General features: G+C 36.0%; 9 protein-coding genes and 7 tRNA genes. 11 read left to right on the top strand and 5 right to left on the bottom strand.

Annotated features, from left to right (window positions below; translation table 11 throughout):
* The first annotated feature begins 66 nt into the window (after nt 1–66).
* Entirely contained in the window at nt 67–1,536 is a 1,470-nt protein-coding gene (locus MPR_RS15145; RefSeq protein WP_006260357.1) for an SLC13 family permease, read from the top strand.
* 79 nt (nt 1,537–1,615) lie between these two features.
* On the opposite strand, the gene MPR_RS15140 is transcribed toward MPR_RS15145, so the two are convergent.
* The 5 genes from MPR_RS15140 to MPR_RS15120 all read right to left on the bottom strand — a co-directional run bounded on the left by MPR_RS15140 (nt 1,616) and on the right by MPR_RS15120 (nt 8,244).
* A complete protein-coding gene (locus MPR_RS15140; protein WP_041893977.1) occupies nt 1,616–2,362 on the bottom strand; it encodes a glycerophosphodiester phosphodiesterase in 747 nt (248 codons plus the stop codon).
* A 198-nt stretch (nt 2,363–2,560) separates the two neighbouring features.
* Nucleotides 2,561–3,874, bottom strand: coding sequence for a 30S ribosomal protein S12 methylthiotransferase RimO (gene rimO / locus MPR_RS15135; protein WP_006264477.1), 1,314 nt, complete (start codon nt 3,872–3,874; stop codon nt 2,561–2,563).
* Between the two features lie 806 nt (nt 3,875–4,680).
* Nucleotides 4,681–5,532, bottom strand: coding sequence for a membrane protein (locus MPR_RS15130; RefSeq protein ID WP_041893975.1), 852 nt, complete (start codon nt 5,530–5,532; stop codon nt 4,681–4,683).
* A 109-nt stretch (nt 5,533–5,641) separates the two neighbouring features.
* Nucleotides 5,642–7,177 carry an OmpP1/FadL family transporter gene (locus MPR_RS15125; protein WP_041893971.1) on the bottom strand — a complete coding sequence of 512 codons (1,536 nt, stop codon included), beginning with the start codon at nt 7,175–7,177 and terminating at the stop codon, nt 5,642–5,644.
* A gap of 26 nt (nt 7,178–7,203) precedes the next feature.
* The gene (locus MPR_RS15120; protein WP_041893969.1) at nt 7,204–8,244 is read right to left on the bottom strand and encodes a hypothetical protein; all 1,041 of its coding nucleotides are present in this window, start codon (nt 8,242–8,244) and stop codon (nt 7,204–7,206) included.
* Nucleotides 8,245–8,347: 103 nt separating this feature from the next.
* Between MPR_RS15120 and proS the strand changes: the two genes are divergently transcribed.
* The 10 genes from proS (at nt 8,348) to typA (ending at nt 12,860) form a co-directional block, all read left to right on the top strand.
* Nucleotides 8,348–9,823, top strand: coding sequence for a proline--tRNA ligase (gene proS, locus MPR_RS15115; RefSeq protein ID WP_006264474.1), 1,476 nt, complete (start codon nt 8,348–8,350; stop codon nt 9,821–9,823).
* A 75-nt stretch (nt 9,824–9,898) separates the two neighbouring features.
* Nucleotides 9,899–9,970, top strand: a tRNA-Glu gene (locus MPR_RS15110).
* Between the two features lie 36 nt (nt 9,971–10,006).
* Nucleotides 10,007–10,078: transfer RNA gene (locus MPR_RS15105), tRNA-Glu, on the top strand.
* A 38-nt stretch (nt 10,079–10,116) separates the two neighbouring features.
* Nucleotides 10,117–10,188, top strand: a tRNA-Glu gene (locus MPR_RS15100).
* Nucleotides 10,189–10,226: 38 nt separating this feature from the next.
* Nucleotides 10,227–10,298 (top strand) — tRNA-Glu (locus MPR_RS15095).
* Nucleotides 10,299–10,335: 37 nt separating this feature from the next.
* Nucleotides 10,336–10,407, top strand: a tRNA-Glu gene (locus tag MPR_RS15090).
* Between the two features lie 40 nt (nt 10,408–10,447).
* A tRNA-Glu gene (locus tag MPR_RS15085) sits at nt 10,448–10,519 on the top strand.
* 40 nt (nt 10,520–10,559) lie between these two features.
* Nucleotides 10,560–10,631: transfer RNA gene (locus MPR_RS15080), tRNA-Glu, on the top strand.
* Nucleotides 10,632–10,671: 40 nt separating this feature from the next.
* A complete protein-coding gene (gene rpsT / locus MPR_RS15075) occupies nt 10,672–10,923 on the top strand; it encodes a 30S ribosomal protein S20 (protein ID WP_006260350.1) in 252 nt (83 codons plus the stop codon).
* A gap of 137 nt (nt 10,924–11,060) precedes the next feature.
* Nucleotides 11,061–12,860 (top strand): translational GTPase TypA, encoded by a 1,800-nt coding sequence (gene typA, locus MPR_RS15070; protein ID WP_041893965.1) that lies wholly within the window; start codon nt 11,061–11,063, stop codon nt 12,858–12,860.
* Nucleotides 12,861–13,226 lie beyond the last annotated feature (366 nt).

Genomic DNA, 13,226 nt, shown 5'->3' with positions numbered 1-13,226 from the left:
TTATACAATAGTAAAAGTGGCTTGATGTACTAATTTGTTGTAATTTTAAAGGTTAAATACAAGAATATGGAATTTGATTACTTTGACAAGATTAGGAAGATTAGAACGGGTATCCGATTCTACAGTGAGCTTCTAATAGAGGCCTCGTGGAATATGTGGAATATCAAAACGAGGGTAGGTATTTTCTTCTTTTCTTTAGTCGCTGCGCTGTTAGGTACTTATTTCTTAGCTCCTGATGTTTTTAGTGAAGCTCAGAAATACACCATGTTTATTTTAATATTCTCTATATTACTCTGGGCGACAGAAGCCATTCCTCCCTTTGCGGTAGGGATTATGATTATAGGTTTTCTCGTCTATACCATGGGGAATATACAAGGAGCCACGATTTCGCCCCAGGAGATATCAGATACCTGGTCAGACAGTGTGATCTGGATATTCTTAGGAGGTTTCTTCTTGAGTGAAGGAATGCGGAAGACCAATCTTGACTTGTCGTTGTTTAAGAAGACCATTTCTATTTTTGGTTCTAATCCTAATATGCTAGTATTAGGTATTATTATTGTTACTTCAGTTCTATCCTTGATTATCTCGAATACAGCGACTGCAGCTATGGTATTAGCTTCAGTGATGCCCTTGATAGATAGAGAGGGGAAAGACTCTAATATGTCTAAGGCGATCTTAGTCAGTATTCCAGCAGCTGCTACCTTTGCAGGGATGATGAGTATGGTATCTACACCTCCTAACTTGATCGTAGTGAACGTATTGAAATCTAAAGGATTCGATGTTACGTTTTCTCAGTGGTTGTTATTAGGGTTCTTACCAGCGGTGGTTTTATTAGGGACATTCTGGTATGCCGTAGTGCGCAAGTATACTTCTAAGGTGAAAGGATTAGATGTTTCGTTCGCAAACAAAGCTTTAGAAATGACGAATAGTATGCGTTTACAGCGTTTAGCCGTTATTATTATCCTAGGAGTGACAGTATTGATGTGGATGTTAGGAAGTAGATTACATATACCTACAGCAGGAGCCGCTATGGTACCTATTATGTTCTTGCCGATGTTGGGGATTATCACAGCAGAGGACGTGCGTAGATTGCCTTGGGATACCTTGATGTTAGTAGCAGGAGGATTATCTCTAGGGATGGCTATTAAAGAGCTACTAGCGCCATATTACTCTCAGTTCTTAGCAGGGATGGAGTTTAATATGATCGTGATGATGATTATTTTCGCAGTAGTGACAGTGTTATTTTCTAATATTATGAGTAGTACTGCTACAGCTACTATTGTGATTAATATTGCCGCTATTGTACTACCTACAGATCAGTTATTACCTGTAGGGTTAGTGGTAGGACTTTGTTCTTCGTGTGGATTATTCTTACCAGTATCTACACCGCCTAACGCCATCGTCTTTGGTACAGGGATGTTGAAGCAAAAGGACTTCGTACTCGGTGGATTATTTGGAGCGATATTAGGTACTACGATTATCATCTTATGGGTGCTATTCTTACAGTATTTCACAGGTTTCTTTGAAGCAATATAAAGTATAAATAGCGAATAAAATAAAAGGCGTATTCACACTGAATACGCCTTTCTGCTTAAAATAACCTAACCAAAATGTATTATATTCTCTCTGGGAAGTTGGTGATGATACCGTCTACTTTTAAGTCTTTTAGACGTTGGATATCTTTCTCCTCATTCGCAGTATATGGATATATTTTTAACTTAGCTTGTTTGATTTTACTCACGTTTTTCTCATTCAATGTTTTGAAGTAAGGATTGATCGCTACAGCCTTGATCTTATGTGCAAATTCGATAGCATCAGCTGGCTCTTTAGAAGTCAGTACAGCGATGTCTAAATTAGGATCTAGAGCAGCTATTTTTTCTAATTCATCCCATTTAAAACTAGAGATGATAAAGTCTGCATTCGTCCATCCTTTTTGTTTGAACTGTTGGATGATAGCGTATGTACCTTCTGCAGTATTCGCTCCTTTTAGTTCTATATTTAATACTGCCTTTCTATTGATAGCAGCAATAATATCTTCTAGGGTAGGCATTTTATATTTGCCATCTACTATTAGCGCTTGTAGTTCTGCTTGAGTATATTGTTCAATATTTCCTTTACCGTTCGTTAGTCGTTCTAAAGTATCATCATGGTGTACCATTAGAGCTCCATCTTTTACTTTAAATACGTCTATTTCGATCGCATCAGATTTCATCTCTACAGCTTTCAGTACAGATTCTACTGTGTTCTCCGTTACGTGTCCCATAGCACCTCTATGTGCGATACGCAATACTTTATTATCTTGTGCAAATGCAAATGAACTCATAGCTAAACATAAAACTAATAGTCTCTTTTGAAATCTCATGGTATCTGTTTTAATTGATTAGGACAAAGATGAATGTTTTATGTATTGTCAACTTTACCTTAATATTATTGTTGTGTAAACAAACTAAAATAAACACCTTGATCGAAGAGTAGCCAGAGACTAAATGATTAAATAATTTTTTAGATTCTAAAAGAAAGGTACAAAAAAAGCTGTTCAGTGAAGAACAGCTTTTAAATATTATTTTACTGGTGTACCGAATAAGTCAAACTCATAAGCACTATCGATGTGGATATCTGCATATTCACCTATTTTTAGATAGTGTTTAGTAGCATCTATTCTTACCTCGTTATCTACGTCTGGGCTATCGAACTCAGTACGTCCGATGAACTCAGTACCTTCTTTTCTATCAATGATACAACGGAATGTCTGTCCTATCTTCTCTTGGTTTAGATCAAAAGAGATTTGCGCTTGGATTTCCATGATTTCATTAGCACGAGCTTGTTTTACCTCTTCAGGTACATCGTCTTCTAATTTATAAGCATGTGTATTCTCTTCATGAGAGTAAGTAAAACATCCTAAGCGTTCAAACTTCATTTCTTGTACCCAATCTTTCATGATTTGGAAGTCTTCTTCTGTTTCTCCTGGGTATCCTACGATTAATGTCGTACGAATAGCCATACCTGGTACAGCTTCTCTAAACTCTTTTAATAGCTTAGTTGTCTTCGCTTGTGTAGTACCACGGCGCATAGACTTTAAGATATTGTCAGAGATATGTTGTAGAGGAATGTCTAGGTAGTTACAGATCTTAGGTTCTCTCTTCATTAGTTCTAATACATCCATAGGGAATCCTGTAGGGAATGCATAGTGAAGACGGATCCATTCGATACCTTCTACTTTCGCTAAGTTCTCTAATAGCTCTGCTAAGTTTCTCTTTTTGTATAAATCTAATCCGTAGTAAGTCAAATCTTGAGCGATCAAGATTAACTCTTTTACTCCGTTTTTAGCTAATCCCTCAGCTTCTTTTACTAATTTCTCGATAGGTTGAGACACGTGTGCTCCTCTCATTAATGGGATAGCACAGAAGCTACAAGGACGGTCACATCCTTCAGCGATTTTAAGGTAAGCGTAGTTTTTAGGAGTAGTCGTCAGACGCTCTCCTAATAATTCGTGTTTATAGTCAGCTCCTAATGCTTTTAATAATAAAGGTAAATCTGTCGTACCGAAGTATTGATCTACATTAGGGATTTCAGCTTCTAAATCAGGTCTGTATCGCTCAGATAAACATCCAGTAACGAAGACCTTGTCAACAATACCTTCCTCTTTTTTCTCTACGTATTCTAAGATTGTGTTTACTGATTCCGCTTTTGCGTTATTAATAAAACCACAAGTGTTGATCACCACAATATTAGCTTCATCATTAGCAGCCTCATGTGTTACCTCTTTTCCACTTGCTTTTAATTGTCCCATTAACACTTCACTATCGTAAACGTTTTTTGAACAACCTAAAGTAATTACGTTGATTTTATTCTTTTTTAAAGTTTTGGTTCTCATTGATTTAAAAAAATTGGACTGCAAAATTACATTTTTTTTAGCTACAAACTAAGCGCTTTAGTATAATTATGTGAATCTAGTAGTCTAATTATAAGCATTCTGTTTTAGAACCTTGATTTTAGGAGGGATATAAATCAATCGGTGTGAGAGATAAAATTTGATTGTACAATGCCATCGTTGCCTTTTAATTTTGGGTGTTTACAAAACACTTTAAGATTTTGATGAGCCCTGTTTCTTAAGGATAGTATTTACCTCTTCAACAGTGCGACAACACCTCTTCAATATTCCTTCAAGAAAAGGGCTTTAAACTAGAGCAATCTTGGGGAAATGTTGAAGAAGTGTTGAAGGAATAGGTATGAAGGCTTGTGTTTAGTAGGATAGAGAGGTGTTGAGGTTAGAGGATAATAAAGAGATTTTTTTTGGTAATGAATTGATATATAGGTTTTTGTTGTTATTTGTTCTCGATATGAGTATAAAAAAAGATATAATGTTTTATAAGAAGAGGAGAGTGATAGTAGGGAAAAAACGGTTTTTGAGTAAAAAAAGGAGTTAATAGAAGGGGAAAATGACTATAAATCGATTTTTAAGGGGCGAAATAGATAAATAAATAGAAGTAAAATAGAAAATGAAGAAGAATAGGTTTAGCTTTCGTTTTGGACTATATCACAAGATAGAGTAGGGGTTATAAATAAACAAATAGTGCTGAGGTTCTATTTATACAGCATGGAAGGTAAATAATGAGAATAAAAAAGAGGCTATCAAATAAATGATAGCCTCTCGGTATATTGTTTGTTTATGTGTCTTTATTATAATCTAAAGATACCACCGAATACGATGATTGTTTCTCCGAACCAGAAGTTGTGCATTGCTCTATCTGATTTGCTAGCTGTAGTACGTACATCATACATATCGATGTATCCACCTTTTAACTCTGCTTGAACGAAGAAGTGTTTAAAGAAAGTCACGTTAAGACCTGCTTTAGCTGATAGACCAAATCCAGAAACGTGGAATTCGTCATATCTTTCTTTACCTAATAAAGTAGTATTCGTTTTTGGGAATACAATACCAGCTCCAACACCTTCAGTTAAGTTGATCTGAACTTTATCTGTGTTCCATACTCCAAAAAGTTTAGAGATGTCATCCACACGGTTTAACTCTACGTTGATGTAGTTTAACCCGTCTGTGTGTTCGAACATTAAGAAATCTTCAGTTAGATTTACTTGGTTAGGATGTCCAGGAATAGTTTCTCCGTAAGAACCTTGACCAGGGTAGTATCCTAAGATACCTACTGTTTGGTTTTGATCCATTACATATTTCATGTGATCAACTCCTAAAGAGATATTATATTTATCAGAGATAAAGTAACCTACTCTTAAGTTCGTTTGTGGAATAGTCATACGAGTAGGGTTAAGGTAGTCGATATGCCATCCTTTAGGTTTGTCAGACGCTGATACATTCTGTAAGATGAAGTCATAGTCATCACCTCTAAATCGAATGTCAGAATTACTGAAAGTACCGCGGTTACCTCCCCAGTAAATGTAGAATTTACCTTTGTTAGAATCTGTATAACGCAGTGGAGTAGTTACACCTTCTTGAGCAAAACTTGTAGCAGTAGCAAGCAAGCATATTGCAGCGAAAAGTTTAAAAATATACTTCATTATTTGCTTATTATTATTTTTATAAAAATCGAACTGCAAAGGTATAATAAAAAAATCTCTTTATCAGTTTATCCGATAAAGAGATTAAGTATTTAAACTTCTAATCTAATTAGAAATTAATGTTGTATGTCAAACTTACAAAGTTATCTGTCGTTTTAATATTAGCAGCCTGATAAGGGTTTGTACCTGTAGTGTCTACTAAGTACGAATTATAAGACTGTGAAGTTCTAGAGTAAGATAAATCTAAACGAGAACTACCGAAAGTATATCCGATACCTGCAGAGTAGCCATTTAGATCACCATACATTTTATAATCCTTCTTATAAGGACTCTGTTCGAAGCGATATCCAGCTCTTAAACTTACTTGCTTGATGATGTATTCCCCTCCGATACGCACTTCACTTGCTCCTGTCATCATGGTATTGATTCCTTGGTTTAAGCCGTAGTAAGTATCATTACCTTTAGGTCTGAATTCGTTATTGCTATAGTCTTTAAATGTGTAGTCAACACTGATCAGTCCTTTATCTTTAAAGATATAAGCTAAACTCCCTGTATATTTAGAAGGAGTTCTCAGCCTATAACGATCAAATACATTCACTACTCTAGGATCTACTATAGCGTCATTTTCACCTACACGAGATGTAGAAAGCCCTTGGATTAATTCATCCTTAAGAGAGTACCAAGTAGGTGACTCGTATGCCACACCTGCTCTTAAAGATTCAGTAATCTGTCCAATAGCTCCTATATTAAATGAGAATCCTGTCCCATAAGTATAGACTTCATTAAAATAGCCCATAGACTGAATAGAGCCTCTTCCTCCTGGTGTAGCGATAGTCTCCTGAGCTAAGCTACTCTGAGTATAATCTACTACGTGGATATTCAGGTTTGCACCTACATAGAAACGTTGCCCCAGTTGTGCTGCAAAGTTAGCAGCAAACTTGTTTGTAAATCCACTGTTGCTAAATGATCTAGCTTGGTTATACTGACTATTTTGATTATAGTTCGCTGTATATGTTCCGTCTTGTGAACCTTTATTGATTAAGAATGCTTCGTGTGCTAAGTAGGTCTGTTGTCCTATGAAGCCTGCTTGTTGGCCAGCATACATATAGTCTTGCTCTGCAGAGCTACCTTTTGGTTGTGCGACATTATGAGGTATTTTAGACTCATTAGCCATGTTTAAAAAATAGTCTCCTAAGCTATTATGTGTATTCGTTCCTCTGAATAATATGTCGTTTCTTAGATTCTTAGTGCTCTCATAGTTAAGTCCTATGGTGAACTTCTTCATTGTAGCCTTGTCATTGTAGTTGTTAAAAACAAATACTGCTCCCATCTGACCTAAGTCTAGACCATCATATTTTTTGGAAGTATTAGTACCATAGTAGTTAGCTTTATTGTTTCTAGCTAAATAAGATAAACTGAAGGCAGCTGTATTATAATTAAATATAGCTCCCCCCGCAGGGTTAATATTCGTGGCAGATAAATCTCCCCCTACTGCACCAAAAGCTCCACTCATTCCTCTAAAACGAGCTGTACCATTTAGATCCGATTGATTATATCTCATGACATCTGTAGGTGCAGTTTCTTGAGCATAAGCTGCTGCGGATAGTAAGATAGAACTTACTAATGTATAAAAATACTTGTTCATTTTTTTCTGTCTTGTTTACTTATATATTATCTACTGTAACTACTACGTGAACTACCTCCACCGCTAGAAGAGCTTCTAGATCCTCCACTGTAACTACTTCCACTACTGCGCGAGTATGAAGAAGAAGAAGGTGTAGAGTAGCTGCTACGTGAATAAGAACTTCTAGAGTTATTATTATAGTTGCTATTGCTACTATTAGAAGAGCTATTGTTATAGCGAGAGTTATTATATGAACTAGTGCCATAAGAAGATCTTGAGTAAGAACTTCTGCTGCTATTGTTATAACCTGAGTTACTGTTTCCTCTATTATTAGTTTGGTAGCTTGATCTGCTATAACTTGATCTATTATTGTTAGAGTAGTTGCTACTACTTCTTCCAGAGTAGTTACTTCTCGTATAAGCAGAGTTGCTATTCCCTCTATAAGCGTTATTAGAGTTATACGATGATCTAGTATAGCTAGATCTTCCTCCTCTAGAATAAGATACATTATTATAGTAGTAATTAGGTCTGTGTGAGTAATAACCTCCATAATATGGATATCCATAATAACCACCCCAAGGATGACCATAGTATCCACCGCCCCAGCCAAAGCCAAAGCTCATGCCGAATCCTCCACCCCAATAGTATGGACTATAGAAAGGATCGTAATAACCACCCCAATAACTACCGTAGTATGGATAGCCGTAGCGACCATGTCCATAGTAAGGGTATCCGTAACTATTATTATAGTAATTAATACTTACACTGCTAGGTTCTGTCCCCCAAGAGCCGTAAGATACAGCTTGTTTAGGTTTGTGTTGAATAACACTGTCATTGACAGGTGAAGTATATTGATTTACATCAGTGAAATATTCGAACTCGTCACTTTTTGACTTGAAATACTCCGCATAGTAATTAGCGTCAGGATTTTGATTGTTGCGATATTGTTGAGTATTCTCACCTTGACTATATATACCATCGTGATAAGAGGTATTATAATACGAACCACAAGAAACAGTTAATCCTCCTATAAGCAAAAACATTCCTAATTTGCTTAATAATCTAGAAGTTTGGATAATTGTTTTCATTTCGTTGTTTTTTTAATTGTCGGTCAAAACAAATTTAGTTAGTTTTGTGGAATTATTATAGTTAATTAAGAGTTAAACAATTTTAACTGCTAATATATTAAAAATGAGCAAGAATATTACTAAAAGAAGTGAGGACTACTCTAAATGGTACAATGAATTAGTTGTCAAAGCAGATTTGGCAGAGAATTCAGGTGTACGTGGATGTATGGTTATCAAGCCTTACGGGTATGCTATCTGGGAGAAGATGCAAGCAGAGTTAGACAAGAAATTTAAAGAAACTGGTCACCAAAATGCTTATTTCCCCTTGTTTATCCCCAAATCTTATTTTAGTAAGGAGGCAAGTCACGTAGATGGATTTGCTAAGGAGTGTGCAGTTGTAACTCATTACCGATTAAAAACAGGAGAAGACGGAAAAACGATAGAAGTAGATCCAGATGCTAAGTTAGAGGAGGAGTTAATCGTACGTCCTACATCAGAAACAATTATTTGGGATACATATAGAAAGTGGATTGAGTCATACCGTGACTTACCAATCTTAGTGAATCAATGGGCGAACGTAGTTCGTTGGGAAATGAGAACTCGTCTATTCTTAAGAACAGCTGAGTTTTTATGGCAAGAAGGTCATACTGCGCATGCTACTGAGAAAGAAGCTGTGGCAGAGGCAGAACAAATGTTAGACGTATATGCAGACTTTGCAGAGAACTTTATGGCCATTCCGGTTGTAAAAGGATTCAAAACAGAGAATGAGCGTTTCGCAGGAGCTATTGAGACTTACTGTATTGAGGCATTAATGCAAGATGGTAAAGCATTACAGGCAGGTACATCACATTTCTTAGGACAAAACTTCGCTAAGGCATTTGATGTTAAGTTTACTTCACAAGAAGGAAAACAAGAGCATGTATGGGCTACATCTTGGGGTGTGAGTACTCGTCTAATGGGAGCATTAATCATGACTCACTCTGATGACAATGGTTTAGTATTGCCACCAAACTTAGCACCTATACAAGTAGTTATCGTACCTATTCATAAAACAGACGAGCAGTTAGAAGCTATTCGTGAGGAAGTGAAAAAGATTACAGATAGATTTAAGAAATTAAATATTTCTTTCAAATTTGATGATCGTACAGCTTATAAGCCAGGATGGAAATTTGCTGAATACGAACTAAAAGGAGTGCCTGTGCGTGTAGCTGTAGGACCTAAAGATCTAGAAAATGGAACTTTCGAGGTTGCACGTCGTGATACGCTTACGAAAGAGGTAGTGTCTAAAGAGGGTATCGTAGAATATATCCAAGATCTATTAGAGACTATCCAAAGTAACTTATTTAAGAAAGCTTACGATTATAGAGCTGAGCATATCACTGAGGTGAATTCTTTTGAAGAATTTAAAGAAGTGCTAGAAGGTAAGGGAGGATTTATTTCTGCACACTGGGATGGTACTGGTGAGACAGAAGAAAAGATCAAAGACCTTACAAAAGCTACAATTCGCTGTATTCCAATTGATAGAAAAGAGGAAGAGGGAATATGTGTGCTAACAGGCAAGCCTTCTAAGGGTAGAGTATTATTTGCAAAAGCATATTAATTTCAATTTTTTTTGTTTTTCTCTTGCGGGATAAAAAATTTATTGTAGTTTTGCATCCGCATTAGAGAAACAAATGGTCCGTTCGTCTAGGGGTTAGGACGCCAGGTTTTCATCCTGGTAACAGGGGTTCGATTCCCCTACGGACTACAGAGTTCTTTAACGAGAATTTATCTAATGCAAATTGGTCCGTTCGTCTAGGGGTTAGGACGCCAGGTTTTCATCCTGGTAACAGGGGTTCGATTCCCCTACGGACTACAAAAGTTCTTTGACTAAAAAATATATAAATAATTATTGGTCCGTTCGTCTAGGGGTTAGGACGCCAGGTTTTCATCCTGGTAACAGGGGTTCGATTCCCCTACGGACTACAGATTCTCTTTTTGAGAGTTTATAGATTATAATTATTGGTCCGTTCGTCTAGGGGTTAGGACGCCAGGTTTTCATCCTGGTAACAGGGGTTCGATTCCCCTACGGACTACAGATCTTCTTTAGAAGATTTATATATTACAATTATTGGTCCGTTCGTCTAGGGGTTAGGACGCCAGGTTTTCATCCTGGTAACAGGGGTTCGATTCCCCTACGGACTACAGATTCTCTTTTTGAGAATTTTATTTATTACAATTAATTGGTCCGTTCGTCTAGGGGTTAGGACGCCAGGTTTTCATCCTGGTAACAGGGGTTCGATTCCCCTACGGACTACAGATTCTCTTTTTGAGAATTTTATTTATTACAATTAATTGGTCCGTTCGTCTAGGGGTTAGGACGCCAGGTTTTCATCCTGGTAACAGGGGTTCGATTCCCCTACGGACTACAAGAGAAAAATAGTATAGACTTAATAAAATATTTAAGAAATGGCAAATCATAAGTCAGCTTTAAAAAGAATTAGAAGTAACGAAAAGAAAAGAGTATTAAACAGATATCAGCACAAAACAACTCGTAATGCTATCAAAGCTTTACGTTTGATCGAAGATCAAAAAGATGCTGCTGCTAAATTACCTGTAGTTGTTTCTATGATTGATAAATTAGCTAAGAAAAATATCATTCATGACAACAAAGCTTCTAACTTGAAATCAAAATTAACAAAACACGTTGCTGCTTTATAGTATTATAGAGACAACGATTTGGTTTGTAAGTAAAAAATATCAAGCTCTCAATACTGAGAGCTTTTTTTGTTGATACTATTCATTTTTAAATGAATATATTTGCAGCGAGAAAGAAATTCTAATTTTAAAATCCCTATATGACACCAATTAGGAATATTGCTATTATAGCACACGTTGACCACGGTAAAACTACTATGGTTGATAAAATTTTACACCACTGTCAATTATTTCGTGAGAATGAAACATCAGGAGAGTTGATTTTAGACAACGAAGATATCGAAAGAGAAAGAGGTATTACTATTACTTCTAAGAACGTTTCGGTAAGCTATAAAGGAACAAAAATTAACATTATCGATACTCCAGGTCACGCGGATTTCGGAGGAGAGGTAGAACGTGTTTTAAATATGGCTGATGGTGTTCTTTTGATTGTAGATGCTTTTGAGGGACCAATGCCTCAAACTCGTTTCGTACTTCAAAAGGCGATTAGTTTAGGTTTAAAACCATGTGTGGTTGTTAACAAAGTAGACAAAGAAAACTGTACTCCAGAGGAAGTACACGAGAAAGTGTTTGACTTAATGTTTGAACTTGGAGCAGAAGAATGGCAGATGGATTTCCCAGCTGTATATGGTTCTGCTAAAAACAACTGGATGTCTGACGATTGGAAAAAACCAACAGACTCTTTCGAACCATTATTAGATATGGTTTTAGAGCATATTCCAGCTGCTAAAATGAATGAAGGTACTCCTCAGATGTTAATCACATCTTTAGATTACTCTACATTTACAGGACGTATTGCTATTGGTCGTTTACATAGAGGAATTTTAAAAGAGGGAATGAATGTTTCTTTAATTAAGAGAGACGGTAAAACTGTTAAATCTAAAATTAAAGAGGTTCATACTTTTGAAGGATTAGGACGTAAAAAAGTATCTGAAGTACACGCAGGTGATATCTGTGCTGTAGTAGGTATCGAAGGATTTGAAATCGGTGACGTAATCGCTGACTTCGAAAACCCAGAAGCATTACCAACTATCACTATCGATGAGCCAACAATGAGTATGTTATTTACTATTAACGACTCTCCATTCTTCGGTAAAGAAGGTAAATACGTTACATCTAGACACATCAAAGATCGTTTAGCTAAAGAGTTAGAGAAAAACTTAGCTCTACGTGTAAACGAAACGGATAGTGCTGATAAATTTATGGTATTCGGACGTGGTGTATTACACTTATCTGTATTGATCGAGACAATGCGTCGTGAAGGATACGAATTACAAATCGGACAACCACAGGTAATCATCAAAGAAGTTGATGGTGTTAAATGTGAGCCGATAGAAGAATTAACTATTGATATTCCTGAGAACTTATCTGGACGTGCTGTAGAATATGTTACTTTGAAAAAAGGTGAGATGTTAAGTATGGAGCCTAAAGGTGATCGTATGATTATTAAATTCTTAATCCCTTCTAGAGGTATTATCGGTTTAAGAAACCAGTTATTAACTGCTACTGCTGGTGAGGCTATTATGTCACACCGTTTCTTAGAATACCAACCATACAAAGGAGAAATCGCTGGACGTAACAATGGTTCATTAATTTCTATGGAGAATGGTAAGGCTATTCCTTATTCTATCGATAAGTTACAAGACCGTGGTAAATTCTTCGTTGATCCTAACGAGGATATCTATGAAGGACAGGTAATCGGTGAGAATACGCGTAGTGATGATATGACTGTTAACGTTACTAAAACGAAAAAACTATCTAACGTACGTTCTTCAGGTGCTGATGATAAAGCTAGAATTGTTCCAGCTATCAAATTCTCATTAGAGGAAGCATTAGAGTACATCCAAAAAGATGAATACGTTGAGGTGACTCCTAAGTCATTACGTATAAGAAAAATCTTCTTGAAAGAGACAGATCGTAAACGTAATACTATCAAATAATAAAAAATATTATTTTTAGAGATAAGAAAAACCGACCAGTGATGGTCGGTTTTTTTGTTTTGTACAGTTTTAATAGTAAAGAAAGTTTTTGGTACTTTGTTTTTTTGTATATTTCAGCAACTATCCTTATGAGAAGAGCTTTTTTGACTTAATTCGACATTTTTATTTAAAAAAATGAATTGCGTAGTTTGGAATAAAATTCAAAAGAAAATATGTAAAAATGGATTATTTAAATAGATGTAATGAGAGAAATAAGGATAGAGAAGTATAGTTTTTGATAGAATGATAATTTTATAAATGGCTGTAAAAAGTCTGAAATATTATTAAATTTGTAATTTGTATAAGAAAACACAACCTTAGGTTATA

This window comes from Myroides profundi, from assembly GCF_000833025.1.
Classification (GTDB): Bacteria; Bacteroidota; Bacteroidia; order Flavobacteriales; family Flavobacteriaceae; genus Flavobacterium; species Flavobacterium profundi_A.
The sequence above is the reverse complement of the archived record's forward strand: the minus strand, read 5'-3'. Positions and strand labels throughout refer to the sequence as shown.

Excerpts from the sequence above, each read along its gene's own strand:
- MPR_RS15145 (WP_006260357.1), top strand. The coding sequence starts at position 67 with ATGGAATTTGATTACTTTGACAAGATTAGGAAGATTAGAACGGGTATC.
- MPR_RS15140 (WP_041893977.1), bottom strand. The coding sequence starts at position 2,362 with ATGAGATTTCAAAAGAGACTATTAGTTTTATGTTTAGCTATGAGTTCA.
- rimO (WP_006264477.1), bottom strand. The coding sequence starts at position 3,874 with ATGAGAACCAAAACTTTAAAAAAGAATAAAATCAACGTAATTACTTTA.
- MPR_RS15130 (WP_041893975.1), bottom strand. The coding sequence starts at position 5,532 with ATGAAGTATATTTTTAAACTTTTCGCTGCAATATGCTTGCTTGCTACT.
- MPR_RS15125 (WP_041893971.1), bottom strand. The coding sequence starts at position 7,177 with ATGAACAAGTATTTTTATACATTAGTAAGTTCTATCTTACTATCCGCA.
- MPR_RS15120 (WP_041893969.1), bottom strand. The coding sequence starts at position 8,244 with ATGAAAACAATTATCCAAACTTCTAGATTATTAAGCAAATTAGGAATG.
- proS (WP_006264474.1), top strand. The coding sequence starts at position 8,348 with ATGAGCAAGAATATTACTAAAAGAAGTGAGGACTACTCTAAATGGTAC.
- rpsT (WP_006260350.1), top strand. The coding sequence starts at position 10,672 with ATGGCAAATCATAAGTCAGCTTTAAAAAGAATTAGAAGTAACGAAAAG.
- typA (WP_041893965.1), top strand. The coding sequence starts at position 11,061 with ATGACACCAATTAGGAATATTGCTATTATAGCACACGTTGACCACGGT.